The sequence below is a fragment of the Streptomyces dangxiongensis genome (assembly GCF_003675325.1).
Classification (GTDB): domain Bacteria; phylum Actinomycetota; class Actinomycetes; order Streptomycetales; family Streptomycetaceae; genus Streptomyces; species Streptomyces dangxiongensis.
This window is the reverse complement of record NZ_CP033073.1, coordinates 1,598,470-1,622,869: the sequence shown is the minus strand read 5'-3', so window position 1 is coordinate 1,622,869 and position 24,400 is coordinate 1,598,470. Positions and strand designations below refer to the sequence as shown.

25 protein-coding genes and 2 pseudogenes are annotated in these 24,400 nt (G+C 68.9%); 8 read left to right on the top strand and 19 right to left on the bottom strand.

The annotated features are described in order from the left end of the window. Positions 1-107: 107 nt before the first annotated feature. Positions 108-488, top strand: coding sequence for a hypothetical protein (locus D9753_RS37725; RefSeq protein WP_240468528.1), 381 nt, complete (start codon positions 108-110; stop codon positions 486-488). 16 nt (positions 489-504) lie between these two features. On the opposite strand, the pseudogene D9753_RS07185 reads toward D9753_RS37725, so the two are convergent. The 7 genes and pseudogenes from D9753_RS07185 to D9753_RS07160 all read right to left on the bottom strand — a co-directional run. Then, positions 505-690 (bottom strand): annotated as a pseudogene (locus D9753_RS07185) (CorA family divalent cation transporter); the annotation flags it as partial. 313 nt (positions 691-1,003) lie between these two features. Further along, positions 1,004-2,611 carry a TerD family protein gene (locus D9753_RS07180; RefSeq protein ID WP_240468071.1) on the bottom strand — a complete coding sequence of 536 codons (1,608 nt, stop codon included), beginning with the start codon at positions 2,609-2,611 and terminating at the stop codon, positions 1,004-1,006. 443 nt (positions 2,612-3,054) lie between these two features. Then, on the bottom strand, positions 3,055-3,237 hold the full coding sequence (locus D9753_RS36425; protein ID WP_163010644.1) for a hypothetical protein: 183 nt from the start codon (positions 3,235-3,237) through the stop codon (positions 3,055-3,057). 46 nt (positions 3,238-3,283) lie between these two features. Beyond that, positions 3,284-3,616: a winged helix-turn-helix transcriptional regulator gene (locus D9753_RS07175; RefSeq protein ID WP_121786242.1), complete on the bottom strand. Its 333-nt coding sequence runs from the start codon at positions 3,614-3,616 to the stop codon at positions 3,284-3,286. A gap of 28 nt (positions 3,617-3,644) precedes the next feature. Further along, positions 3,645-5,861 (bottom strand): ATP-binding protein, encoded by a 2,217-nt coding sequence (locus D9753_RS07170; RefSeq protein ID WP_121786241.1) that lies wholly within the window; start codon positions 5,859-5,861, stop codon positions 3,645-3,647. A 44-nt stretch (positions 5,862-5,905) separates the two neighbouring features. Then, positions 5,906-7,030 carry a hypothetical protein gene (locus D9753_RS07165; RefSeq protein WP_121786240.1) on the bottom strand — a complete coding sequence of 375 codons (1,125 nt, stop codon included), beginning with the start codon at positions 7,028-7,030 and terminating at the stop codon, positions 5,906-5,908. A 123-nt stretch (positions 7,031-7,153) separates the two neighbouring features. Then, positions 7,154-8,284: a DNA methyltransferase gene (locus tag D9753_RS07160; protein WP_205614080.1), complete on the bottom strand. Its 1,131-nt coding sequence runs from the start codon at positions 8,282-8,284 to the stop codon at positions 7,154-7,156. A gap of 30 nt (positions 8,285-8,314) precedes the next feature. Between D9753_RS07160 and D9753_RS07155 the strand changes: the two genes are divergently transcribed. Continuing rightward, complete coding sequence (locus D9753_RS07155; RefSeq protein WP_205614079.1) at positions 8,315-8,617, top strand: helix-turn-helix domain-containing protein; 303 nt, start codon at positions 8,315-8,317, stop codon at positions 8,615-8,617. A gap of 190 nt (positions 8,618-8,807) precedes the next feature. On the opposite strand, the gene D9753_RS07150 is transcribed toward D9753_RS07155, so the two are convergent. Both D9753_RS07150 and D9753_RS07145 read right to left on the bottom strand, forming a co-directional pair. Then, entirely contained in the window at positions 8,808-9,038 is a 231-nt protein-coding gene (locus D9753_RS07150; RefSeq protein ID WP_121786238.1) for a transposase, read from the bottom strand. 61 nt (positions 9,039-9,099) lie between these two features. Further along, positions 9,100-10,134 carry a serine hydrolase domain-containing protein gene (locus D9753_RS07145; RefSeq protein ID WP_121786237.1) on the bottom strand — a complete coding sequence of 345 codons (1,035 nt, stop codon included), beginning with the start codon at positions 10,132-10,134 and terminating at the stop codon, positions 9,100-9,102. Between the two features lie 237 nt (positions 10,135-10,371). Between D9753_RS07145 and D9753_RS07140 the strand changes: the two genes are divergently transcribed. Continuing rightward, positions 10,372-11,358: a phosphotransferase gene (locus D9753_RS07140; RefSeq protein ID WP_240468070.1), complete on the top strand. Its 987-nt coding sequence runs from the start codon at positions 10,372-10,374 to the stop codon at positions 11,356-11,358. On the opposite strand, the gene D9753_RS07135 is transcribed toward D9753_RS07140, so the two are convergent. The 7 genes from D9753_RS07135 to D9753_RS07105 all read right to left on the bottom strand — a co-directional run bounded on the left by D9753_RS07135 (position 11,355) and on the right by D9753_RS07105 (position 17,018). Continuing rightward, on the bottom strand, positions 11,355-12,440 hold the full coding sequence (locus tag D9753_RS07135) for a glycosyltransferase (protein WP_121786236.1): 1,086 nt from the start codon (positions 12,438-12,440) through the stop codon (positions 11,355-11,357). The genes D9753_RS07140 and D9753_RS07135 overlap by 4 nt on opposite strands. After that, positions 12,437-13,051 carry a hypothetical protein gene (locus D9753_RS37720; RefSeq protein ID WP_240468069.1) on the bottom strand — a complete coding sequence of 205 codons (615 nt, stop codon included), beginning with the start codon at positions 13,049-13,051 and terminating at the stop codon, positions 12,437-12,439. The genes D9753_RS07135 and D9753_RS37720 overlap by 4 nt, the downstream gene beginning before the upstream one ends. Next, positions 13,048-13,944, bottom strand: coding sequence for a PIG-L deacetylase family protein (locus D9753_RS07125; RefSeq protein ID WP_205614077.1), 897 nt, complete (start codon positions 13,942-13,944; stop codon positions 13,048-13,050). Before D9753_RS07125 ends, D9753_RS37720 begins: the two co-directional genes overlap by 4 nt. Next, complete coding sequence (locus D9753_RS07120; RefSeq protein ID WP_121786234.1) at positions 13,941-14,672, bottom strand: glycosyltransferase; 732 nt, start codon at positions 14,670-14,672, stop codon at positions 13,941-13,943. Before D9753_RS07120 ends, D9753_RS07125 begins: the two co-directional genes overlap by 4 nt. After that, positions 14,669-15,577, bottom strand: a complete 909-nt coding sequence (locus tag D9753_RS07115; protein ID WP_163010643.1) for an aminoglycoside phosphotransferase family protein — start codon at positions 15,575-15,577, stop codon at positions 14,669-14,671. Before D9753_RS07115 ends, D9753_RS07120 begins: the two co-directional genes overlap by 4 nt. Further along, the gene (locus D9753_RS07110) at positions 15,574-16,431 is read right to left on the bottom strand and encodes a glycosyltransferase family 8 protein (RefSeq protein ID WP_121786232.1); all 858 of its coding nucleotides are present in this window, start codon (positions 16,429-16,431) and stop codon (positions 15,574-15,576) included. The genes D9753_RS07115 and D9753_RS07110 overlap by 4 nt, the downstream gene beginning before the upstream one ends. 194 nt (positions 16,432-16,625) lie before the next feature. Next, complete coding sequence (locus D9753_RS07105) at positions 16,626-17,018, bottom strand: hypothetical protein (RefSeq protein ID WP_121786231.1); 393 nt, start codon at positions 17,016-17,018, stop codon at positions 16,626-16,628. Positions 17,019-17,523: 505 nt separating this feature from the next. Between D9753_RS07105 and D9753_RS07100 the strand changes: the two genes are divergently transcribed. Together D9753_RS07100 and D9753_RS36420 are read left to right on the top strand one after the other, a co-directional pair. Next, positions 17,524-18,519 (top strand): hypothetical protein, encoded by a 996-nt coding sequence (locus D9753_RS07100; protein ID WP_163010642.1) that lies wholly within the window; start codon positions 17,524-17,526, stop codon positions 18,517-18,519. After that, positions 18,479-19,057 (top strand): GNAT family N-acetyltransferase, encoded by a 579-nt coding sequence (locus D9753_RS36420; RefSeq protein ID WP_163010641.1) that lies wholly within the window; start codon positions 18,479-18,481, stop codon positions 19,055-19,057. Before D9753_RS07100 ends, D9753_RS36420 begins: the two co-directional genes overlap by 41 nt. A gap of 545 nt (positions 19,058-19,602) precedes the next feature. On the opposite strand, the gene D9753_RS07085 is transcribed toward D9753_RS36420, so the two are convergent. From D9753_RS07085 to D9753_RS07075, 3 genes and pseudogenes are all read right to left on the bottom strand, one after another. Further along, complete coding sequence (locus D9753_RS07085) at positions 19,603-20,466, bottom strand: DUF2637 domain-containing protein (protein WP_121786228.1); 864 nt, start codon at positions 20,464-20,466, stop codon at positions 19,603-19,605. Between the two features lie 30 nt (positions 20,467-20,496). Beyond that, positions 20,497-21,149: pseudogene (locus D9753_RS07080) on the bottom strand (ATP-binding protein). Between the two features lie 44 nt (positions 21,150-21,193). After that, positions 21,194-22,087: a hypothetical protein gene (locus D9753_RS07075; protein WP_121786227.1), complete on the bottom strand. Its 894-nt coding sequence runs from the start codon at positions 22,085-22,087 to the stop codon at positions 21,194-21,196. Positions 22,088-22,335: 248 nt separating this feature from the next. On the opposite strand from D9753_RS07075, the gene D9753_RS07070 reads away from it, so the two are divergent. From D9753_RS07070 to D9753_RS07060, 3 genes are all read left to right on the top strand, one after another. Continuing rightward, on the top strand, positions 22,336-22,620 hold the full coding sequence (locus D9753_RS07070) for a helix-turn-helix domain-containing protein (RefSeq protein ID WP_121786226.1): 285 nt from the start codon (positions 22,336-22,338) through the stop codon (positions 22,618-22,620). Between the two features lie 119 nt (positions 22,621-22,739). Next, positions 22,740-23,057 (top strand): helix-turn-helix transcriptional regulator, encoded by a 318-nt coding sequence (locus tag D9753_RS07065; RefSeq protein ID WP_205614075.1) that lies wholly within the window; start codon positions 22,740-22,742, stop codon positions 23,055-23,057. Positions 23,058-23,102: 45 nt separating this feature from the next. Next, positions 23,103-24,344, top strand: coding sequence for a tyrosine-type recombinase/integrase (locus D9753_RS07060; protein ID WP_121786225.1), 1,242 nt, complete (start codon positions 23,103-23,105; stop codon positions 24,342-24,344). Positions 24,345-24,400 lie beyond the last annotated feature (56 nt).

Below are 24,400 nucleotides of genomic sequence, written 5' to 3'. Positions count from 1 at the left end.
CCAGGGGTCGTTCATCCGGCAGAAGACCCGCTGGGATCGCGTCGACGGCCGGTACGAACCCTCCGCCCGCCGTATCCCCGGGGGCCACCGGCAACGGCGCGTGGGAGGTGTCCGGCGACCTGGTCGCCCTGCTGCACGCCACCCCGGAGGCGAAGCGGCTGACCCGCTACGCCTCCGCCGAAGCCCAACGCGCCTGGAGCGCCGCGGAGTCCGGCTTCTCCGTGGACGCCGAGGCGCGGCCCGCCCCGGGCGCCGCCGGTTCCGCCTGGCACCGCTCCCTCGCGGACATCCTCATCGACGAACACGCGGTGCACTGCTTCGACGCCTCCGACGCGATGCCGCCCTCGGTGCGGGACGCGTTCGCCGAGGCGACCATCGAGTTCCTCGCCCACCCCGACCACCTGGAGGCCCTGCTGCGCTCCCTGGACACCCTCAGCGGCACCCCGGGTCTGACGTGGGTGCCCTCGGTGTGCGACCGCGTGCCGTGAACCGCCGCCGTGATCCCTACAGCCAGTCCCGCCGCTTGAACACCAGGTACAGGGTGGTGCACACCACCGCCATCAGCCCGATCGCGAAGGGGTAACCGAACAGCCAGTGCAGCTCCGGCATGTGGTCGAAGTTCATGCCGTAGATCGTGCCGACGAGGGTCGGCGCGAACAGGATCGCCGCCCACGACGAGATCTTCTTGAAGTCGTCACCCTCACGCCGCTGACCTGCGGAGATCCCCCGGAGGGTGCCTTTGATCTGCGGCAATCTGCCTTTCTGGCTCTTTCGCCGCATTGCCCATTTGTGCGGCCGATCCTCCCCAGCCGCTCCCCAACGCGGCTTCATTCTCCCCAAATTCTCCCCAGCAGAGGGGTGTCTCCGAAGGTGGTTCACCGCTGGCCAGCGGGGCGACATGGGCCGCAGGGAGCGCTACGGAGCGTTCACGTACGTCGTCTGCTGCGGTTTGGGGTTGAGGTCGCGGACAGCTTCCACTTTTGGCGCCCATCGAAACGATGGGCTACCCCACGTCAACTCCGTGTGCTCTTGCCAAGCCATCGAGTCCGTCGGCCCAACCCTGTCCGACTGCTCGGAGCTTCCACACCGAGCGGTGCTCGGCGGACCTGTGCCGGTACAGCTCCGCGACGACCATGGCGCGGATGGCCGGGTCGGCGGGTGGCTGGAAGGTCCAGGAAGTAGTGGCGCATCCCATGGACAGTTCTGCGTGGGTGAGGGAGCCGCATGTCAGTCCGGTGTCGACGTCCATGTTGATCGCGATCGTCATGCGCTGGACGTGCTCCGGCAGGGCTGCGAGGTGGATGGCGGCGCGCTCGACGGAGTGGGTGCCATCGTTCTGCTTGCCCAGGAGACGAGCGGCCCCCTGGGCGGCGGACGGCTGGTTGTAGAAGACGAAGTCCTCGTCGGAGGAGACCCGGCTCTGTGCGTCGGTGAGGAAGAGCGTGAGGTCGGCATCTGCGCCGGCGAAGCTGAACGCGACGGTCAGCCCTTCCCATGCCTCGTCGGGCAGTGTGAGGTTCTGCCCCGGTGTGAGCACCGTCGGGGCAGCGAGTACGGGCTGGCCCATGGCGGGCGGCTGGGCCGCCGACGGGGTCTGGGTCCTCCACTCGGCGAACGTGTGGATCCGGTAGTGGTCTGGGGCCGGCGCATCGTGAGTGGACGGGTCGTTGGCGAGGAGGTCGCCATCCAGGCCGGCGAGCGTGGCGTCAACGGAGGCTGCGTCGTCCTGGGCATGGTCGAGCAGGCTTTGCAGGCCGGGCAGTCGACTGGTGTCCAGCGGCTTGATGGTGCTCGCAAGACTTCCGGAGGCGGTCGTGCCGACGGCGCAGGCGACGTCCTGGCCGATGTCGAGGAACCGCAGCGCGTCCTCCGGCTGCCGCCAGGGGACCGACTCGATGGCCTGGCGGGTCCACCGGCCGTACGCCGCGAACCCCAGCCGCTGGGTGTCCGGCATGCGCGTGATCACCGCGAGGTCGATCGCGGTGACCCCCGGCGCTACGGCGAAGCCCTCCTTGAGGGTGGCGACGACGTTGGACCCCATGGCCGTGAGCCACCACAGGACCCGGTCCCGCTTGGTCAGCGTCTTCAGCGTGGGGCGCCCGCTGGAGGTGACGCCAGGCGTCTGGTCGGGCAGTGAGTCGATGTCGTGCTGCCGCATCACCACGGACATCACGGAGCCGTCGACCCCGACAGCACAGCCGGCGGCGGGGTTGTCGGAGAAGGCGTAGTTGACCGTCTCGCACACGGTCGCCTCGTCGTTCGCGACGAGGGCCTGCCACCACTGCTGTGCCTCGGCATTCAGCTCCCCGTGGACGCCGTACAACCGCGCCTGTTCGGCAGCCAGGTACCCCGGAGCGTCGTGCTCGGCCCGAAGCTTCGCCTCCGCGCGCTCGGCACGGGCGAACACGCCGAGCCCCGCCAGGTGGAATGCCTTGGCCTCGGCCAGAGCCCAGGGCAGCCCGAGCTGCGGGGGCCCGGGCACCACCGGCGGGTGCACGGGGGAGAAGGACTGCAGGTGCACGCTGGTCATCTGCTGCCGCAGCTCCCGCAAGTGTGCGATGGCCGCGTCCCGTTCCGCTTCCTGCTGGGCCCGCTCGGCCTGCCGGCGCACCCGTTCGAGCTGTGCGCCCGAAGGCCCGGTCGTCCGCGTACGCGAGCCGGAGCGGGTCGTCCGACTCGTATTGGTCCGGCGGCGCCCGCCGCCCAGTGCGGTAGAGGCATAGAGGGGTCCCATCCCCGACGAGAGCGTCGTCCGCCCGCCGCCCACGCTCACGCGTGCCATCCGCGGCCCGACGGACGTCCGCACGCCCCTGGTCGAGACACGCACACTCAGTCCGGGCACACCGACGCGGAAACCGAATCCCATGGAGCCTCCCCTTGTTGCTGCGAGGAGTCTGACACCACCTGAGCGCCGCTGGGTCAGGATCGTTGTATTTCACCAACTATCGGGAGGGCCGCTCTCCGGAAGAGATCATTTCGTCGGTTCGAGATTCCCCTGCCAACTGTTGCTTGATCGATCCGTCCACCCTGGTCCGCCGCGCTGCACCGAACGGCTCAGCCGGGCACCTCTGCCAGAGCGAGTCCGGTTTCGCGCGCGGTCAGATAGGGGCGAACATCTGGGGTATGCGCACCGTTATTGACTTTCTGGTCCTGGATACGGGTTCCGAATTCAGGTGCGAGCTCTTTGATCAGAGTCACGGCATCTCCGTGATCGGCGATGTTGATCCAACGCTTCACGGGCACCGGCCACCGGGCCGTCCCCCAGCCACGGCTTCCGCTCCCCTCAGGCGTCGAAGCAGCTCTCAGCCACTTCGCGCAGGTGAAACACAGCCGAGGCGACCTCGCGCCCGGGGCTAGTAAATTGGTACGTGATGGTGACCGGCCGGGTCGCGGCCACATGCCGGGACACCAGCCCGCGGCTCTCCAGGTCCGCTAGGCGGCTGGAGAGCACACGGTTGGAGATACCGGCCACGGCTTCTTGAATCTGACTGAATCGTTGTGATCCCTCAGAGGCGTGAAGAGCCAGCAGTATGTGCATCGTCCACCGGGCGGAGAGAGTCTGAATGAGATCACTCTCGGCCGGGGTCAGTGGGGTGCTGCGATTGCCGGCGGTCATGGCCCGCCCTCCTCGTTGGTAAAAGGGCTTAGAAGGGAGGCTCCTCTTCGGTCTGTGCGGTGTCGAACAGCGCGTCACTCAGAGCCTGCTCGATTTTCGACTCTTCCTTCGGAGCATGTTCCCTGAGCATGATGAACTTCGGGAACGTGCCCGGCTTCTTCTCGTCTTCCCGAGGCACCGAGGTCCATTGATCTGGGTACAGCTGGTCAACGGCCTGTTTGACCAGGCTGTTGCCCCATGCGAAGGCCGATCCGTCGCGCTGGGCGTGCGCGGGTGCCTTCTCGGCCAACAGGTGTGCGACTCGACCCCACTTGATGCCACGGGGTGTGTCGATCATCTTATGGAACTCGGGCTTGTTGTCCCGCAGGTGGACAATCGCAATCGCGCTATCGTCCCATGCGATATCTGCCCCAGCCGCCGCGCTGGTGGCGCCCTGGGGGTGGGTCGCGGCAAGGCTGGCCGAGGCGGCCCGCGCTTCAGAACGTCGTCCTTCGACGGCGGTCCGGGACTTGGCGGCGAAACTGTCGGGGGTCGGGAGCGAGTAGTCGGGGTCGGCCATCTTGTACGAGTCCTCGAAGCTGAGGACTCGCACGGATACGGGGTAGGGGCGTGAGTGGCGGTCGGTGCCAGGTGCGCTGGACCAGTAGATACCGTTGCCGACGAGCGGCTCGTTGAGCAAGGTGGCCAGCAGGTCCTCGGAGAAGTGGGCGTTGGCCTTCTTCAGGGAGAGCAGGTCGCCCTGCGAGAGCAGGTGGAAGACGAAGAAGTTGTCGCCCTGGCTGAGGAGTTCCTGCGGGAGGCTGCCCGGTTGCTGCGTGATGAGCAGGGCGCCGAGATCGTACTTGCGGCCTTCCTTCACCCAGGATACGAAGGGGCCGTCCTCGCTTTGGCTGGAGCCGCCGAGGACGGACTGAGCCTCCTCGATGACGGCGATGGTGGGGATGGACTTGGGGTCGGCCTCAGTGAACTGGTTCTGGTTGTGCTCGAAGATGTCCCCGAGGATCACGCCGGCGAGCTGGAGACCCTGAGAGCCCCGCATCTGAGAGATGTCCACCACGCAGAGCTTGCCCTGGGACAGGCAGTCCTTCAGAGCGCTCAGGAGCTGGCTGTCGGGGTCGTGGAGCGCGTTGACGACCCGGGTCATGTTGCCGATCGCGGCGTTGGTCTCGGCCTCCTGGCTGGGGTCGAGGTGCAGGATCTCCCGGACCTGATCGCGGTCGGCTCCGTACTTCTCGCGGTGGATCAGGTCAACCAGACGGCCCCACCTGGGCCCGTCGAGAGACTTGAGCTTGACGACATTCTGTTGGTCCTGTTTCTCCGGCGGCAGCGCGATACCCAGCACGCGCGAGGCCTGCAGTTCCTTGATGTTCAGCTTGACACCGTTGACGACGAACGACTGGTAGAAGTCGCTGGGGCCCTTGCGGTTGGTGAAGACCACGAGCTTGTCGCGCAGGTGGGGTACGTCGCACAGGGCGGGGCGGCCCTTGAAGTCGGGCCAGAAGTACTCACCGTCCGGGTCGAAGATGATCGTGCCGACAGGGGCCTCGCCGGAGCGGCGCGGAACGGTGGGCTGGTGTTCGTATAGAGCGGAGAAGAGGAGCTTGACCAGGTTCGACTTGCCGAAGCCAGCGCGGGCGAAGACGAAGCTGCGGCGAGCGACGAGTTTGTCGATCTGGAACGTCGGCATGATCGCGGGCTGCTGGATCTGCATCCAGGAGGTGTCCCCCACGCGTTTGTCATTGCCGGCGTAGACGAATTCACCGAAGGCGAGGTAGCCGATGGGCACCGCGCCGTCGTCGGTGTCCTTGGCGTTGACGACCTCGGCGAGCAGGTCGTCTCCCAGGAGCGCGACTTGGGCGCCGACATGCGGGAGGCGTCGGTGGCTGGGGACGAAGATGTGCTTGTCGCCCTCCATACGGAGAACGCCGAGGATGCGGATGTCGACCTTGTACTTCAGGTAGCGCTCACGCAGCTCGTCGGGGATTGGACGCTGGTCGCGCACGGCGCGGGTGGCGTAGTCCTCGCCGATGGGGGACACCAGACGACCCTGCGAAGAGATGGTGGTGATCCGTCCGAGGATCGCCTCACGCTCGTGTTCGAGCTGGACAAGGACGAACTGGCCATGCATGGCCATGGTCTGAAAGTCGTCGTGGTGCGGCAGCACGAGATCGGCGTGGAACTCCATGCCACTCTCGGCGAATCCGCGGAATGTGCCGACGACTTTGTCGCGCTCGAACAGGCTCATGTCGGTTCTTGCTCCACAGGAGGCGGGACGGACAGAAGATGGTGCTACTCGTAGCGGCGGGCGGCCACGTCGGAGGCCAGCCGCAAGGCGTCGATGATCGGGGCCTTGTCCTCGCCAACTTGGTCTCGCACGGCATCGACGAGTTGGTCTTCGATGATGTCCATGTCCAGGTCGGCGACACGGGAGAAGCTGTCGGCCTGCTGGATGCAGTTGGGATAGAGCGGGATGGGGAAGCCGGCTACCGCGTCGGCCTGCAGATAGCCGAAGATCGCCTGGGCTTCCTTGTCCTGGCGGGACATGACGTCCACGGTCCAGATGGGATCGCCGGAGTATGGGCCGAAGCGGACGAAGTACATCGATCCGATGTTGAACTTCGGCTTCTCGCCCGTTGAATCGTCCTCGATGTCCCTCGTGTACTCATCCCAGAGGTACACCTCGTCCAGCATCGCTGCGGGAACCTTGGCGAAGCAGGCGGCGCCGTTGTCGAAGACGCCGGACAGCGAGATCGCCAGGCGGTAGTACTCAAGAACCTGAGTCTTCTTCGCCAGTCCCACCAGCCACACCTTGCGCCGGTCGCGGCGGTAGATGCGCTCGATGGCCTCGTACATCAGCTCGCCCATCTTCACGAACAGCTCGCCTTTGAAGATCTTGGCGCGCAGCAGGCCGTCGCGGACGATCAGGGTGTCGACCGCGTAGTCGCGGTGGCAGACGAGGTCGTACAGCGTGGCCCACTCACACAGATCCCGGAAGACCTGTACCCAGCTGGGGGATTTTCCCGACATCATCGGCGACAGGTCTTGGAGCCTTTCGACACCCAGCCCATGCATCATCCTGCCCAGGGCCGTGCTCGGACTGCCGTCCTCATGGAACTGGCGCCTGCTGAGAGCGTCGATATCGGAGATCGGGGCGACCACCTCCATGCACAGCTCTTTGCCGCTGGAGTCAACGACACGGACGACCTGAAGGTAGAAGGGGTTGAAGGCGACCTTGTTGTTACCGCCGTCCGACGCCATCAGTGCGACCGACGTCGCCGCGCGGGGCCTGATCACCCGGACGTCGGAGCGGATTGCACGGGTCTGGTCGACCAGTTTGTCCAGTTCCGCGCGGCCAGCTTCGACCTGATCGCCAATCAGCTGCTTGAGCTGTTTGATCTGGTCCGCGTCGAACATGCCTCTCCCCCACACCACGCTCGTGCTGTCACAGGCGAGTGGTTCACTCGTCTGGCCCCCACAGGATGGCATGGGGCACTGACAGCGCGTCATGTAGTTGTGAAAAGTAACCGAGTTACGGTGTCAGCGAGGCAGGCCGATCAACTCGGCGATGAGGTCGATCTCCTCGATGGCGTTGCCGGCCTTGCCGAACTGCTCAGCCTGCCTCTTCCGTTTGACCGGGGTGCCGGCCTGACGGACCTCCTTGACGGCCCACCCGGCCTTCGACTCCCTCACGGAGGCCAGCAGCATCTGTTCCGGATCAGTACGGGCCGACGGCAGGGCGCCGAAACGGATCGCCAGCCGGGCACCCTGGTTGCATCGGCGAGCGGCAGCGGCCCACACCTCGGCCAGGGCCTGGATGAACGCCTCCTGATTCGGCTGGCGGGCGATCTGCCCGTGCGAGCCGTACGGGACCTCCGGGGGGCCGCCGAGGAACCACGAGCGCAGCCACTGATCGGAAACGTAGGTACGCATGCCGTAGTAGGGGGGCGACGTAACCACGAGATCGAACTTTTGCCGCAGCCCATCCAGAGTCTCGACAGAGTCACCCAGGTAGACCTTCCCGCCTTGGGCGAGTGGGGCCGCATCCAGCAGGCGTTTGGCCCGCCGTTCGATGACCTCAAGGGTCGGGACGCGTACCGGCTGCATGTCTCGCTGGGCCCAGAACTTCACTGCGTAGGCGGGCTTGGAAGCGTAGGTGCGTGGCATCTGGTTCGACAGATACGAAGGTAGGTTCTTGTTACGCGGTCCGTGCAGGATACCCAGCATGACCGCCCGCAGCATGGCCGCCGTCGGCGTAGTCATCTCCAGCAAGGACTCGCGCAATGTCACGAGCTCGCGCAGCGTCTCGCGCTCGAAGCACCACTGCCAGAAGTCGCCTTCGGGTGCCTTGCCCTGCATCGCACCGCCGAGGATCTGCCTGGCGAGCCGAACTACGGCTCCCGGCGTGACCTGGATGAGTTTGGCTTGGGCGATGGAGGCAGCTACCGGGTTTATGTCGATGCCCACGGACGGCAGTCCAACCAGGCGGGCGGCATACAGTGTGGTGCCCCGTCCGCAGAACGGGTCCAGTACGCGCGTGGCTTCGGGGTGCGCGGCAAGCTGCTGGAGCGGAAAGTCCAGCGGAAACATCGTGTAGTACGGGCAGACGGCGTTCAGCCGCAGCACATCTTCAGGCCAGCTGAGGGAAGGAGCCGCTGCGGTCACCGTCATGGGTGTAACTATACAGGTATACTTACACCCATGCCGCGAAGGAGGCTCGATCCCGCAGCCAAGCACCGCGGGTACATGCTTGCCGCCCGCTTGACGCAGGCCCGCCGCGCCTCTGGGCGATCGGCAGAGGCTGTCGCCCGCGGTGCAGGGATTTCAGTTGATACCGTGCGAAGCATCGAAAAGGGCCGTACTTCCACACCGGAGTTCTTCACGGTGGCCGCCTTGGCTGCCGAACTTGGGCTGTCACTTGACGAGTTGTACGCCTTCGCCCAGGCGCCCTCTCCAAGTGAACTCCATGCGCCCGACGACACTAGCGGGCGCGCCTTCACCTGATGCCCCCAAGAAGACATGTCAACTTTGCACCATTGAGCTGAACTTGCCCCATCTTGAGGAAGTCCTTCGTGGTCATGCTCCTTGGCGCGCTGTAACTGACCTTTGGGTAGTGCCGGACAGGCAAGTGATGTCGCCTGGATAGCGGCTGTCCATGCTCTCGATTGAGAAAATAGTGGCGCGAGAAGGCGATCTACTCGGCGTCGAGCTCGACGAGGACGGCGGTGGCCAGACGGTTCACGGCGGTGGCGTTCGAGAAGACCTGGACGACTTCGGAGCGTCGCCTAATCTCCCGATTCCGACGTTCGAGCGGGTTGGTCGACTGGACCTGCTTCCAGTGGTTGGGGACGTCCGCGAACGCGGCAGATTCTCCTTTGCCCCCAGCAACATCTCTTTGACCTTGGGGAACTGGGCAGACGAGCATGTTCGCGCCGGTGTCGAGCTGGGCCCGGACCGCTTTGGCGGTGGCTGGGCGAGGACACCTTCTATGAGAAGGCGGAGGCGCGGTACGCGTTGCGGATCTTGGTGAGGGGTTCGCGGTCTCGGCTGAAGCGGAGCTTGTTGGTGAGGAGGGTGGCCCAGCGCCCCTGGGTGGGGCTGATCCACATGCCGGTGCCGGTGAAGCCGTAGTGGACCCAGATCTCCTGGTCGGGTTCCGTGCCCGGCGCGGGGTGCCAGAAGAGGCCGCGGGTGGGGGTGAGGCCGCCTGTTTGGATGCGGAGGGACTCCTTGACCCAGCTGGGGCCGAAGGTGGCCTGGGTGGGGTTGAGCATGTGGCGGAGGAAGAGGGCAAGGTCGTCGAGGACGGAGAAGGTGCCGGCGATGCCGCAGACGCCGCCGTGGAGGCGAGCGGAGAAGTCGTGGGCGGTGCCCTTGAGGTGGGTGCCGGTGGTCTCGTCGTACTCGGTGGGGGCGCAGCGGGCCGTCTCGGTGGAGGGTAGGGGGCCGAAGCAGGTTCGGGTCATGCCGACGGGGTGCCAGACTCGGTCGGTGGCGAGCCGGTCCAGGGGCTGGCCCGAGAGGTGCTCGGCGAGGTAGCCGAGGACGAGGGCGGCCCGGTCGGTGTACTCGACGGCCTCGCCCGGCGGGCGGTGGAGGACTTCGTGGAGGACGCCATCGCGGATGTCCTGGGGGTCGGTGCCGTAGAGGTTCTTCAGGTTGGCGCGCAGGGGCAGGCCCGCGGTGTGCGTCAGGAGGTGGTGGGCCGTGGCCCGGCCCAGGGGGTGGCCGGCGACCTCGTCCCAGAAGGTGTCCAGAGGCGCGTGGAGGTCGAGTTTGCCCTCGTCGGTGAGCGTGCCGATCGTGGACCAGACGGCGAGGATCTTGGTGAGGCTGGCCACGTCGAAGACGGTGTCCAGCCGCATGGGTTCGTCGGGCCGGTCGGGGTCGAGGAGGCCGACGGCTCCGCTCGCGCGGATGCCATCGGCGTCCCCGACCGCCCAGACCGCGCCGGGGTAGATCTCCTCGCGAACGCCGGTCTGCAGGAGGTCCTCGATCCGGGCGGTGGAGGGCGTCGTCATGGTCTCCCGATCGTCGTGCGGCCGCGGGTGGTCCGTCGGTCAGGGTAGTGAGGCCGCCAGGACTGTTCCGGCTCCGCCACGGGCGGAGTCAGGCGAGCTGGTGGCGGGAGCGATCTCGGCTCGCCTCTCCCTCCGACTCTCAGTGGGGATCTGGGTGACGAATTCGGGTGCGGGATTCGGGGTCGGCGTACCGTGCTGGGGGTGACGGATACGACTCGAGAAGATGCCCTGACGGCAGTGCTGCCTAGCCTGTCCGACGCGTTCGGGCTGGGCGCGGTGAGTGATCGGCGGTTCCTTGCCCACGGCCTGATGAACCGGAACTGGCGCCTTGTGACCGCTGCTGGAGTGTTCGCGCTCAAGGAGATCACAGACGTTCCTCTGCCGAAGGTCCGCAGGAACCTTGCGGTCCTCCTGGACCTGGCTCGCGAGGGCATCCCCGTGCCAGCGCCGCTGAGCGCGGCCAACGGTGACCTCGTGGCGGAAGTCGGTGGTCACGGCTACTGCGTCCTGCCGTGGGTGGACGGCGAGCACCTCCAAGGGACGGATCTCCCGCTCGACCAGGTGCGCGATCTCGGTGCTCTGCTGGGCCGCCACCACGAGGGCTTGCAGCGGCATGGTCCCGGCCCAGTCCCGGAGCAGGCGCCGGTGGCGAAGGTCCGCGATGTGACCGAGGCCGACCGTGCGGCTGCTGCCCTCCTGAGCCGCTTGCCTTCCGCTCCGGTGACGGACTTCGACAAGGCCGCCGCCGAGGCCCTGCATGAGCGACGCTGCCTCCTCGCGCGGCATGCCGATGCCCGGCCTGAGGGCGAGGTGTCGGCTGGGCCATACGGGTGGACGCACGGCGATTTCCAGTACCGCAACCTGCTGCGCCGCGACGGCCGGGTGGTGGCGGTCCTGGACTGGGACCGGCTCGGGGTCCGTCCGTACGGGGAGGAGGTCGCGCGGACCGCGCAGGTGCAGTTCGGGGTCGGTGGTGCCTTCGACCTCGACCGTGTCGCTGCGTTCTGCTCCGGATACCGGTCCGTGATCGATCTGTCCGAGGGCGACCTCGCCGACGCGGTGACGCGGCTGTGGTGGAAGCGGCTGACCGACTTCTGGCAGCTGGAGTTCTACCTCGACCGCCAGGACCCCACCTTCGGTGAGATGTTCCTGACGGACGAGGCACTGCTGAACTGGTGGACCGACCGCGCCGACGAGGTGCAGGCCGCCTACGCGGCCCGCTAGCCGGCGGCTGCTGCCGCCGGGATGAGCCCGGCGGCAGCCAGCTCGGGCAGGCACGGCCGGACCAGTGGCGCTGCCCCGGCGTGGGCCTTCGCGCCGAGGCTGGTCCGGTCGGCCGACTCGATCGCCTGCACCCAGCCATCCACCTCGTCGGGGTGGAGGATCACTCCGCCGTCCCCGACCGCCTCGGGAATGCCGCCGCGGGACGAGCCGATCGTGGGGACGCCGTGGAGCCCGGCTTCCACGATCACCCGGGGGAAGGCGTCCTCGACCTGGGAGGGCACGAGCAGCAGGTCGTTCGCGGCGTAGATCGGTCCCATGGCGTAGGTGCGGGGGACCCAGTGCACGTTCGGGTACGCGGTGAACTCGCCAGCCGTGTCCCACCAGCCCTCGACGAGAGTGAACCGGAAGGTGGGCAACCGGCGGATCAGCTGGTGCAGGAGGGCCGCGCCCTTGGCAGGGATGGGGTTGACCATCAGCACGCCACCGCGGACGCGGGCGGCTGTGCCGCGCCCCGCGGCGAGGAGGGGCCCGGCGCCTTCGGCCGATGCGAACGGCGGGTAGAAGACGACCGCCTTCGTATCGGCGTGGGCCTGGGCCCGTCCGGCGACGAACTTCGACGTGGCGAGGGCGACGTGCGGTCGGCCGTGGAGGACGCCCATGCTGTTGGCCGAGACCGAGTGCAGCCATCCGGCGACCCGCGAGGACCGGCGGGCAAGGGCGGCGAGGTCGGCCGCCCGTTCCTGAGAGGTCACCACCAGCTCCGGCCGAGCCTCGGCCAGGAGGCCCTTCAGCGTCGCTTCCACCCTGTCTTGCGGCACGGCCCGGCACGAGACGCCGTTCCACCGGTAGCGGACCTCCCCATCGGCCTCCTCCCACACGGTTCCGTGGGCCCGGAGGTGGGCGCGCAGGTGGCCGATCTGGGCGGACCCGTTCCAGGGGGCCTCGTGGCTACCGAGGTAGACGACCCGCCAGCCGGCCCGGACGAACTCTTCCGCCAGGAGTTGCTGGGAGACCTCCGCGCCCCCGATCAGCAGCGGCGGCGGGGTCCGCCGCCATGCGAACAGCACCGTCGGCCCGGTCACCGGACACCCGCCCAGTACGTGAAGAGGGCCTGCACGACGGCGGCCGTCTCCTGCCGGTCGCCGTCCCCGGAAGCGACGGCCAACTCCGCAGTCGCCGGGCAGCGGACAGGGCGGCAGAAGTAGTCGCGGAAGTGCGTGAGGAAGGCCGGGTCGTGGAGGAAGTAGTCGGGCTCGACCTCGTGGTGTCCGGCCGCCTTGCGCCGCAGGTGCAAGAGCTCGGGCGTCACGTCCAGGTACAGGGTGTGGTCCGGCCTCAGATGCGGCATCTCCTCGACCCGCCGGCACAGTTCCGGCAGGATGCCGAAGCCGTGGATCTCGTCCATGGCGTGGGCGTGGGCGAGGAGGGTGTCGACGGTCCGGTCCAGGACGACCAGCCCACCATGTCGGCGGGCGGCGCGCACGCGCTCGCCCTCGATCTCCATGAACGTCACGAACGCCTCCACCTGCTCGGCGCCGGACCGGGTGGCGGGGGTGGGGACGTCCTCGCGGCGCGCGAACGACTTCACGTAGCAGGGGAAGAACATCGCGTCCCGCATCGCCGGCACCCGGCGCAGCAGCCCCAGGGCGGAGGTCTTGCCCCCGTACGAGGGGCCTTCCAAGCCGAGGATCACCACGACCTCCCGAGCCGGTAGAAGCGTTCCGCGAACTGGCCCCGCGGGCGGCCGTCCGGGGCGGGCAGCAGGTTGGCGGCGACGGTGTGGGCGTGCCGGATCGGCCGGTACATCTTCCTCGTGGGGTGCATCTGCGAGCCGTGCATGTGCAGCAGGGTCACCTTGTCCAGGACGGTGCCTGTGATGTCCTCCACCTCTGGGTCAAGGGTGTGGCGTACCCGCTGCCTGAACAGCTGCCGGTCGCATCCGGACAAGCCGTAGGTGGACCAGAAGGCGACGTCCTCCCAGAACCACCGGCAGCCCAGGCGGCGCGCCGCCTCGTGGACGGCGAGGTGGTCCGGGTGGCGGGTGACGGCGGCCGGGGCGAGCAGTTCCGCGTCGTCCATCCCGTCCAGCACCTCGGCGAGCTCGGAGGTGATCCGGTCCACCTGCACGGGCTCGGGTGCCCGGTACGGCTTCTCGGCGTCCTTGTGCCCCAGACCTACCCGGGCCGCTCCCAGGGGCGACAGAGACTGGGCGGCTTCGCGGTCGCGGAGTCCGGAGACCGCCTCCACGCTGTTGCAGGTGCTTTCGAGGGAGGGGTGGACGCTGCGCGAGCGGGTGAAGACGGTGACCACGGTCAGCGGTCGGGGACGGGCGAGGAAGGTCCCGGAGGCGGACAGGACGAAGTCGTCGTGGTGGGGTTCGATGACGACGACCGGCCGCCCGGATGGCTTGCGCGGCTCGATCCAGTACGGCGCGAGGGTCAGCGGCGCTGTCAGCGTCATGATCTCTTTGGCGCCGGTCAGCGAGTCCATCCAGGACCGGTGCGCGGTCAGGAGGTCGGCGGGGAAGGTGTAGATGCCGTCGGCGTCCGGCAGGGGAAGGCGGGTCACCTGGGGTTCTCCGATCATCGGACGGTTGTGGCGTACCAGTTGCGCCAGAAGCGGGGCGAGGTCAGGCCGAGGCGGACGATCACGGGGTTCTGCCACCAGAGCATCCGGGCCGTGGACCAGGCGTCGTAGCGGCGGGTGGAGGGCCGCACGCGGAGGTCTTCGAGGACTGCGACGGGCCCGCCCGTGCGGCGGCCGTAGGCGGTCAGGCGGGCGAAGAACTCCATGTCCTCGCTCATGAAGTAGTCCGGCCGGTAGCCGTGTACGGCCTTGAAGGCGTCTCGGGTGCAGAACTGGTTGACGCCCTGGGCGCCGCCGTGGCGGGAGCGGTGGTGGTCCCAGTAGGCGCTGAGCAGACGGGCCCCGAATCGGGCGGGGGTGTAGAGCGGTGGGATCGCCCCGCCGACGGCTCCGGCGTCCATCGCGGCCACGGCGGCGGTGATCCCCTCCAGCGGCAGGGCGACGTCGGCGTCGACGAAGAACAGCATCCGGCCGTCGGCCTCGCGGGCTCCGGTGTTCCGGGCCAGGCCGATGCTGCGGACCGGCTCCCTCACGACCTTGGCCCCCAGCTCCTTCGCGATGGTTCCGGTGTCGTCGGTGGACGCGTTGTCCACCACGATCACCTCCCCCGCGAGGCCGGAGAGGGCTTCCCAGGCCCGGAGGGAAGCGAAGACGGTGGGTAAGTAGCGGGGCAGGTACTCGGCCTCGTTGTACGCGGGGATGATCACCGACAGATCGGGATCGGTCACGGCGCGGTCCTTCCTGGTTGCGGGGACAGGGCAAGGTGCATGCGGGCCGCCCAGGCGTCGCGGTCGCGGCCCTCCTGGTGGGCGGCGTAGGTCCAGCCGCGTACGGCCTGGAAGGCCACGTAGGCGTCCAGGAGCCGGGCGTCGACGGGCCGTCCGTAGGCGGCGGCCACGAACACCCGGTCGGACGGCTCCAGGGCATCGCAGGTCACGAGGGTCTGGGCGAGGTCGTACTCGGGGACCTCGACGGTCGCGGCCTCGAAGTCCACGAGGTAGTCGGGGAGGCGAAGCCGGCCGTGTTCGCCGGCGGTGAGGCGTCGGTCGCCTCCGCAGATCACGTTCTCCAGGTGGAGGTCTCCGTGGCACCAAACGAGCCGCTCCACGCAGGCCCCGGCTGCGATGACCTCCAGGGCGGGCGTGAGCCGGACGAAGACCTGTTTGGGGCAGTGCGCGGCCAGGGCACTGACCTGCTGGCCGATGCCCGGCGCCAGGGGGAGGCCGGTCGGGGCCTTGGTGCTGTGGAAGGCCGCCATCAGCAGGGCGAGCCGCAGCAGGGCAGCCGGACGCGGGAGCTGCCCGGCCCGAACGGCGTCGCCCAAGGTGCTCGTTCCGGCATCGGCGGTGACCAGGGCGGAGAAGTTTAGACCGGGAATGGGGCCGTGCCCGATCACGGCCGGTACCCGCACCCGCCCGGCGGCGGTGACGGCGGCCAGCAGGCGGGCCTCGTCGGCTGCTCCGTGGGAGCCGTCGGCCGCGAACAGCTTGACCACCACGGGACGGCCGTCGACGAGCCGGATCCGGTAGACGGCCGTCTTGGATCCGCTGCGGATGCGGACCGTCTCGGCCGGGGCTGCCCCGGCCAGTTCCGTGCAGGCCCTCTCTACTGCCAGGGCCGTGCCGCTGGTCACCGTGCACCTGCCCCGGCCAGGTGCCGCAGTGTGCGGTGCATCTGCTGCCGGTAGGCACGCACGTCTTCCGTGCCGGGGCACGAGCGCATCCACGGTTTCTGGCCCCCGACGAAGTGCACCACGTGCCCGTCCCGGCGGGTCACCGGGCGGAGGACCCGGCGGACCCAGTCCCCCCGCTGGAGGAACCGGTCCACCTCGAACCGGTTGAACACCGGCCCGACCGGGTGCGCGGCCCCGGAGGACAGCAGCCAAAGGTTCAGGGCGCACTGGTCGTTGTGCTTGATGTACTGCCGCCCGCGGACCAGGGCCCGATGGACCCCGGCCCGCATGGGCGCGAGCATCGGCGTAGGGACCCACAGCATCCCGGCGTTGAAGTAGGTGCGCCCGACCAGATGGGGCCAGCACTCGGCGACCCCGGGGAGTGCCGGGCACTGCCCGACGGCTGGGTTGAACTCGTCCTGCACGGCGCCGATCCGGTCCGCCGGTAGTCCGTCCAGGGGCGTGGAGACGTCGCCGCGCACGTGTACGTCCGCGTCCACGTAGATCAGGAACGGCCTGTCGAGGAAGCCCGGGGTGAACCCGAACCTCAGGTAGGTGGCGACGGAGATGTAGGCGGTGTCCGCCATGACGCTCTCGGCCGGCGGGGTCTGCCAGCGCAGGTCGAAGGAGCCGAAACCGCAGCGGCGGGCGAAGGACTCCATCACAGCGGCCTGCCCGGGGGACAGGCCGTTGGTCAGTACCCGTACCGCGCTCTCGCGGCGGTCGGCCACCGGCAGGTGGTCGGCGACCGAGCCGAGCGTGACCAGGGCGGGCAACAGGTAGCGGCCATCGACGCACATGCCGATCGCGTACACGAGGGTGCCTCCAAGGTGAGGTTCGACGGGGCCCGGCGCCGGGCCGGGGCACGATGAGCCGCCTCCTCGCCCGTATGCGGAGGAGACGACCGGCCTCACCGGTGTCGGTGGGGCGCTGTTGTCACCTGCCGCGGCCGGGCAGGTGGGGGGCTTCCGGTACCGCCGCCTCCGGGCAGGCCGGCGCCGGAAGCGGTTCAGGCCTGACGCAGGAGGTCCGTGTACCGGGCGAGGTGGGCCACTGACTTGGCCAGCAGCCGCAGCGCTATCGCCGGATCGCTCCCGCAGTCCCGGGCGACCTTGCGGGCGAACCGCACGGTGCTGGCCGCGATGTCCTTCTCCCGGCTTTCCGGCAGCAGGTCTGCGTACCGTTCGGCGGGCACTGCGAGGGTGTGGACGTGCTCGCGCAGCCGCTCCCGCAGCCGCACGGCAACTTCCCCGGCCGGGTGGTGGTCGGCGAGGGTGAGGGCGGCCTCGACGTCCCCGGCGACGGCGGCAGCCGCAGAGGCGATCAGGGTCTTCTGGTTGGCGGAGGTGACCGTGGGCACCTCGACCGGGGCTGCCGCCACTTCGTGCGCGAGTACGGTCACGATTCCGCTCCCATCCGCCTGGTGCTGGTTCGGCTGTGCGGACAAGTAACCCGTGTCAGAGCCGTGTTGCACATGACGAATCCGCTCGCAGCTACTCGCGTGACCACTGACGAAAAGTCCCGACCTCCGCTACCTCGGACGTCGGCCCCACCCCTACCGTGACTGCATGGTGCGGAAGCGGAACGCAGAATTAGAGACCTGGATGAAGGAACACGGGCTCAGTGCGGGCGCTCTTGCCGAGCAGGTCAACGACGCCATGGCAGACCTCAACGGCCACCGAGGCGCCGTCACCGAACGGACGGTCTACCGGTGGCTGTCGGGAGAGAATCGCTCGCCGCAGGATCGCCAGTGGCAGGCTCTGGAGGTCGTCTCCGGGCTTCCCGCGACCGACCTGGGGTTCGTGCCCCGTGCCCGCCCCCGCCCCGCAACGCCCTCAGCACGACTGGAGGACCCTGTGCTTGGCCGTCGAAGCTTCATCTCCGTAGCCACCGGCGCGGCGGTCGCCGTGTCCACCGGCACTGCGACCGCAGCCACCCGACCCACCGTCGGGCACTCCGACGTCGACCGCCTGCGCGTCCTCCTGGCCGAACTGTGGCTCCTGGACGACCAGAACGGCGGCGGGCCCGTTCTGGAGAGGCGCGCAGCCGACCTCGCCGCCCGTACACTCAGCCTCCAGCAGCACGGTTCCGCCAGCCAACGCGTCCGCTCCCGCCTCTACGCCGTCGCCGCGTCCTTCACGGCCTTCGCCATGTTCTCCGCCATTGACGCCCGCCGGCTGGGGGAGGCCCAGCGCTACCTGGAGCAGTCCGTCACCCTCGCAGGGCTTTCCGGAGACGGACAGGTCCAGCACCAGACCTGGCGGTACGCCGCCATGCTCGCCGGACAGCGGGGCCGGTACGCCGACGCCCTTGCCGCGGCCGAAGCCTGCACCGGCACCCGGGCGCACCGCACCGACCCGTTCTACGCCTCGCTGACCCACTCCCGCATCGCCCTGACCGCCGCCAGCCTCGGCGACAAGACCAGGGCCCTCCGAGCCCTGGACCGGGCCCACGGTGCCTACGACCGGGCCGATCCCGCCGAGGTCCGTCCGTCTTCCGTCGCCTTCTACACCCGGGGCGAACTCCACGGCCTGACCGGCATCACCCACTACCGGCTCGGCGAAGCGGAGAAGGCCGAGTTCCACGCCCACCGGTTGCGGACCTCCGCGACGACCAGCACCGCAACCGCGCCTACTACCTGTCCCAGGCGGCCCTCGCACAGGTCGCGCAGGGCGACGTCGAGCAGGCCGTGGCCACCGCCACCCGCGTCATCGCTCCGACCGGCGCCGACTCGGGCCGGGTCCCCCATCTCTTGGGCAGCTTCACCTCCGCACTCAACCAGGCGGCCCCCAAGTCCGCCGTCACCCGCCAGTGGAACGACCGCACCCGTACGGCCTGAACCGTCACGCGACAAGGAGCACCATGCCCGCCCCGGAGATCACCCTTCACCGCTACGGCCCTGATCAGCTGCCCACCATCCGCCCCACCCTGGTCGGTGTGTACGCCGAGGTGTACGAGAAGGAGATCGGCCAGGACCCGTTCTTCTCCGTCGACCGCTTCGAGGGTCGTCTCACCGGCCACTCCTCCCGCCCGTCCTGGGAGGCCGTGGTCGCCTACGACGGTGGCGAAGCCGCCGGCTACGCCTACGCCGCCGCCCTGCCCCAGAACACCGGCTGGTGGGCCCACATGCTCCAGCCCCTCCCCGCGGTGGACACGACCGAGGACGGCACCCGCACACTCGCCCTCTTCGAAATCATGGTCCGTGCTCCCTGGAGGGGCACGGGCCTGGCACACCGCATCCACGAGGAACTGCTGGCCGGTCGCACCGAGGAACGCGTCACGCTGCTCGTCGAGCCCAGCCACCCGAAGGTGAAAGCCCTCTACGAGGGTTGGGGGTACCAGCACATCGGCGACCAGCAGCCGTTCCCCGACGCCCCGGTGTACACCACCATGCTCCGCGCACTCAGGCGTGATGGAAGTGCCTCTGCAGGGCGAGCCTGAGGCCGGGGACAGCCCTGAGGGCGGCTCGGGCGAAGCCGACGACGGTGACGCCGACGGTCCTGGCGGCGGTCGCGACGAGCGCGTGCTAGTCGTCGTTCAAACGGACGCTGCACACTTTGGAGCGCTGACCGTCCCTGTGGATACGTCGTTGTGTACGAGACTCAGGCGAGGTAGCGGAGGTGCACGAGACTTCGGGCACGCAGTCTGCTGCTCTTTCCTCGGCTGCGATCCGCCCTCGGTCGCAGCCTGGTGGACCGGTGCCCCCTGGCTCCGGTCCGCTCCCGCAACTCCAGGGGCGGGATTGGCCGAGACGCTCTCCCCCGACGGGGAAGAGCGTCTCGGCCGATAACTTGCTCCGTCTCGGGCTTGGGTAGGGGTCGCCTGCTTGGAGGTTGTGGGGACGCGTGGCAGTGGGGTTGCCGTGCAAGAGCGTGCCTTCTGTCGGTCGGGCTGGAATGGCATCGAGGCTGTGGGGATGGGGAGTACGAACGCCAGCTCGCCCCGCGACGGATGCGCGGGGGAGCAGCGTGACTTTCGGAGGGGGGCTACGCGGCGTCTGCTTGGCCGCTGTTGAGTTCGGCCTGGACCTGCCAGGTGATCTTGTTTCGGCGGTCCCTGCCGATGGGGAGGCCGCGAGCGCGGACAGCCGTCTCGATGTGGCGGCTTGACGCGCGCCCATCGCGTCCGAGCGGGGCGGTGCGGGCGATGGCGAGGAGTTCATCGTCCGTGGCGGCGGGCTTGCGACCGGTGCGCTTCTTCGGCGGGACGTGGCCTTCCGCCACTTGGTCGGTCTCTTCCGCCACATCGACTGATGCGCCCTGCGCAGCGCCAGCCGGAGTGGGGCGGTCACCCTCGCGGCCCTCGTGCCGTTCCGGGTCCCGGAGCTGCAGTGTGGCGGAGTGGGCGCGGGGACGGTTCAGGTCCGCGGGATGTGTTGAGGGCTCCCCTGTAGGGCGGCGACTGTGGCGGGACTCCGCGGCAGCGACGTGGCGGTGGATCTGCCGCATGAGGACGCCGAAGGCGAAGAGCGCGGCTGCGGGTGGGACGGCGGCGACGACGTAGTCGAGGGCCGGGGCCGGGACGCCGTCGGACCTGCTGACACCGGTGACGTTCAGGGCGATAGAGCCCAGAGATCCGGCAGCGGTGAGGGAGATCGCCCACCCGTCGGATTCCCGGCGGAGGCTGGCGCGGAGCATGAGCACTTCGCCGGCGACGATGAAGGCATCGAGCGTCGCGGGCCATGCCCACTGGCGGGTGGGGGAAGTCCCGAGGCCGTGCCGCCCTGCGACCTCGGCTAGGTGGGCGTAGGAGAGCCAGAAGCCCGCGGCGGTGAGAGCGACGATGACGCATCCAGCGATGGCGAGGGCGTACCGCTCGGCCGTCTGCGTGCGGTGGGAGGTGGTGGTCAAGCGGGTGGTGCTCCAAAGGGGTGGGCGCGTTCAAGCGGCGGGGGAGGTACGGCGGCGGTCGGGCCCGTCGAGGATGACCGGTGGGTCATCTCGGAGAGGCGGGAGGCGACGCGGTCACCGAGGGCGGAGCGGAGCTTGGGGATGGGGAGGTTGGTCGTGAGCAGGGTGGGGCGCAGGTACTCGTACCGGTGGTTGATCAGCCGGTAGGTCAGCTCCTCCGTCCACTCGCTGCCCTTGGCGGCGCCGAGGTCGTCCAGTACCAGCAGCGGGCAGCGGGCCAGGGTGTGCAGTTCACGCTCGGCGTCGAGTCCTGGTCGCGGCCTCAGGCGGGCGTACAGGTCGGCGGCGGTGACGGCTTCCCAGCGCAGGCGGACGCCAGCCGCGAGCAGGCTGCGGACGGCCCCGTAGGCCTGGTGGGTCTTGCCGGTGCCGGTGGGGCCGGCGATCAGCAGCGACGGGCCCTCTGCGATGCCCCGTGTGCCGGACGGGCCGGGGCGCCCGGCACGCGCGATCTCGTCCACCCAGTCGGCGACCTGAGGGTGATCGGCGAGGGACTGTCGGTAGCGCGGGGGGACGCGGGCGTCGGCCAGTTGCAGGGAGGTGACCGGTTGGGGTGCGGGCTCCGGTTCCTTCGAGTCCATGACGGACGGGTCCATGCCCCGGCGGAGCAGGATCCCCGCCATGGTCCGGACGACGTGGTCGGCCGGCTGCGGGAGGGCGGTGGGGGTCAGAGGGCACCCCCGTAGGCGGCGGCGACGTCGGTGGGGTTGGTCCAGGGGCGGTGGGCGGCGGTGGGCGTGGAGGCACCCGCGTTCATGACCTCGTGCACGAGGCTGGGCAGGGTCTTCGGGTGGAGGCCCTTGGCACGGTGGCGGTCGAGACCGGCTCGTACGTGGGCGGGGTCGATGCCCTCGTCGAGGAGCTTCTTGGCCTCCTGCCCGAGTTGGCCGAGCACGGTGGAGGGAGGGCGGTGCTCGCAGGCCGCGGCGTACTCGGTGATGAGGTCCTTCGCCGAGACGGTCTGGGACGCGGGGGCGCTCGCGCCCCCCAACGGGGTAGTTCCTAGATCCCTGTTCCTAGGTCCTAGATCCGGACGCTGAGGGCTCACGTCAGGCTCATTGAGCCCTCCCTCAACCGGCTGCGAGGGCTCACTGAACTGCCCTTGACCTGCGAATTCCCTGCTCATGGCGGGCTCCCTGCCTGCTGCCTGACCCGTCCTGGAGGACTCCGTGACGGCTCCGCGCACCGGCAGTGAGGACTCACGTGGGACGCCGAGGTCGTGGTGCGGGCAGGACGGGATCCTGCTGATGCTGGGGCGGTTGATCTTCTGGTGGAGGGCGAAGGCGACGACGTGCAGGTACTGCCTTCCGTCCTCGCCCTCGTAGCGGCAGATCAGGCCGGCCGCGTCGAGCTGCGTCAGATCGTCCTCGACCTCCACCGGGCCGTGTTCGCGGCGCAGCGACCACAGTTGTCCCGCGATGACGGCGGCCTGGTCGCGGAGGCGGCCCTTGTCGTCGGCTTGGGTGAGCAGGCCGAAGAAGGTCCGCTCGGCGCTCAGGGACACGGCCGCCAGGGACTCGGAGGCGAAGGCCTCGGGCTTGATGGTGCGGATACGGGCGATGGAGATCGACCGCCTTTCGAAATCGCGGCAGGGAAACCGGCGGGGCCGGGGTGCGTGGACAACACAGCCACACCCCGGGTCTAGAAGTCCAGACCTGGCTCAAGCGGCCGTGAAAGGTTTTCCGGTCGCACGACCGTAAATCCGAAACACCGGTCGGTGAAATCGCCCGCGATATTCGATGTCGGGATCGCTCACAGCAGACGGGGAATGCCTTCCCGAGCCTCCGGCGGGCAAGCTACAACACACCAATGCCGCCACGCCCTCTTGAAATCGGACCCGCCGGCCGCGCCGCCGCCCACGCCATCGAACGCACCCGCGTGGCCCGTGGCTACTCCCAGCGCCAGCTCGCCGCCCGGGTCACCGCACTCGGTCGCCCCATGACCTTCACCGCGCTCTCCCGCATCGAACGTACGGTCCGACGCTGCGACATCGACGACCTCGTCGCCATCGCAGCAGCCCTCGGATCCTCGCCGAACGCGCTTCTCGCTGCTCCGTCGAGCCGCCCCGAGTCACTGAGGGTGGGCGGAATATAGCCGACGATCCCCGGTTTCCGAAACCGGGGATTCTCCACACCATTGGTGGTCCCTGGAGGCCGCTGCGTCTGTGCGTGGCTAGTGGTCCATTTCCCCGTCCCCTGCGTAAGGAACTTCGCTTGTCCGTCGTCGATCCGATTCCCTCTGTCGGTGCCCCCGAATTTCGTCACCGTTCCACCGTCGGCCGTGCGTTTCTCGGGGTCCAGGACACGGCCGCGTATCTCGGCATTTCACCCAAGACGCTTTACGTCTGGCGTCACCGGCGGCAGGGTCCGCCCAGTTTCCGGATGGGCGCCCGCGGGCGCGTGACGTACAGAGTCGATGCGCTCGACGCCTGGATACGTGCGCAGGAACAGGAGGACTCCCGCTCCAACCTCGACCTCAACCCCGTGAGCGCCGCACCGCAACGGCGCGCCGCCTACTCGGCAACCGTCTGACGGCTTCCGGCTGACCGTCCCGAACCCCTAGCTGCAAGGAAACACTTGGCTGGCTACATCGAAGACCGTTGGATTAACAAGAAGAAGGACCCTGTCACCGGCAAGCGCGAGCGCACCGCCCGGTACGGCAAGGGCAGCCGGTACCGGGTCGCGGGCATCCCGGGCGTCCGGGGCATGTCGTTCGACACCCTGGAGGACGCCAAGGCATGGCTCCGCCGAGCCGGCACCGACAGTGAGCGGGGCGAGTTCGTCGACCCGCGCGACGGCTTCATCACCATCGCCGACTACATCGCGCGCCACTGGCAGGCGGGCGTGCGGGGTGCACCGGGCACGGTCAAGCGGGTGGACGAGCGCGTGCGCCTCCACGTACTCCCGCACATCGGTGACGTCGCGCTGCGGGACGTCACCGCCTCCGTCCTGCGCGGCTACATCGCCACGCTCGAAGGCGAGTGCGCACCGCGCTACGCCCGGCAGATCCTGACCACCCTCTCGAACGTCTTCGAGACGGCGATCGACGACAAACGGCTGGTCCGCAACCCGATGCGTGCCAAGTCTGTGCGCTGGCCCAAGGCCCCGGAGGACCAGCGGGAGGCTTGGCCGCTGGAGACCGCGCAACGGGTGCGGGACGCCGTCAGCCAGCGGTACCGGATCGCCGTCGTGGTCGCCCTCGGGTGCGGGCTGCGCCAAGGAGAGGTCTTCGGGCTGTCGCCGGCGGACGTCGACTTCGAGCGCGGGCTCATCCGCGTCCGCCGACAGGTCCAGCTCCTGTACGGCCGTTTGTACTTCACCCTTCCCAAGGGCGGGAAGACCCGGGTCGTCGACATGCCGCCTTCGGTGGCCGCCGAGCTGCGCGCACACTTCCTGCAGCTTCCAGCCGTCGAGGTCGAGCTGCCCTGGGGTGGACCCGAACCGGATCGGGAGAAACGCTCCTTCCCACTGGTCCTGACCACGACCTACGGCAACGCGATCCGCGCCAACATCTTCAACGACGAGGTATGGAAGCCCGCCCTCGCGAAGGCCGGCGTGATCCCCGTGCGGGAGAAGGGCCAGCGCTGGAAGGCCTCCCGCAAGGACGGCTTCCACATACTCCGGCACACCTACGCCTCCGTGATCCTCGAGGCGGGTGAATCCGTCGTCACCCTCGCCCGATGGCTCGGCCACTCCAGCCCGACCATCACCCTCGACCACTACGCCCACTTCATGCCCGAGGCCGGTGGCAAGAGCCGCGCGGCAGTCGATGCGTTGCTCGGCGCGCGGTGCCGTTTGCCATCCAATCGAGTCGTATGACGGTGAATCCAGTCGTACGTGAGCACGCTCCTGATCGAAGGGACACAAGCTGCGAC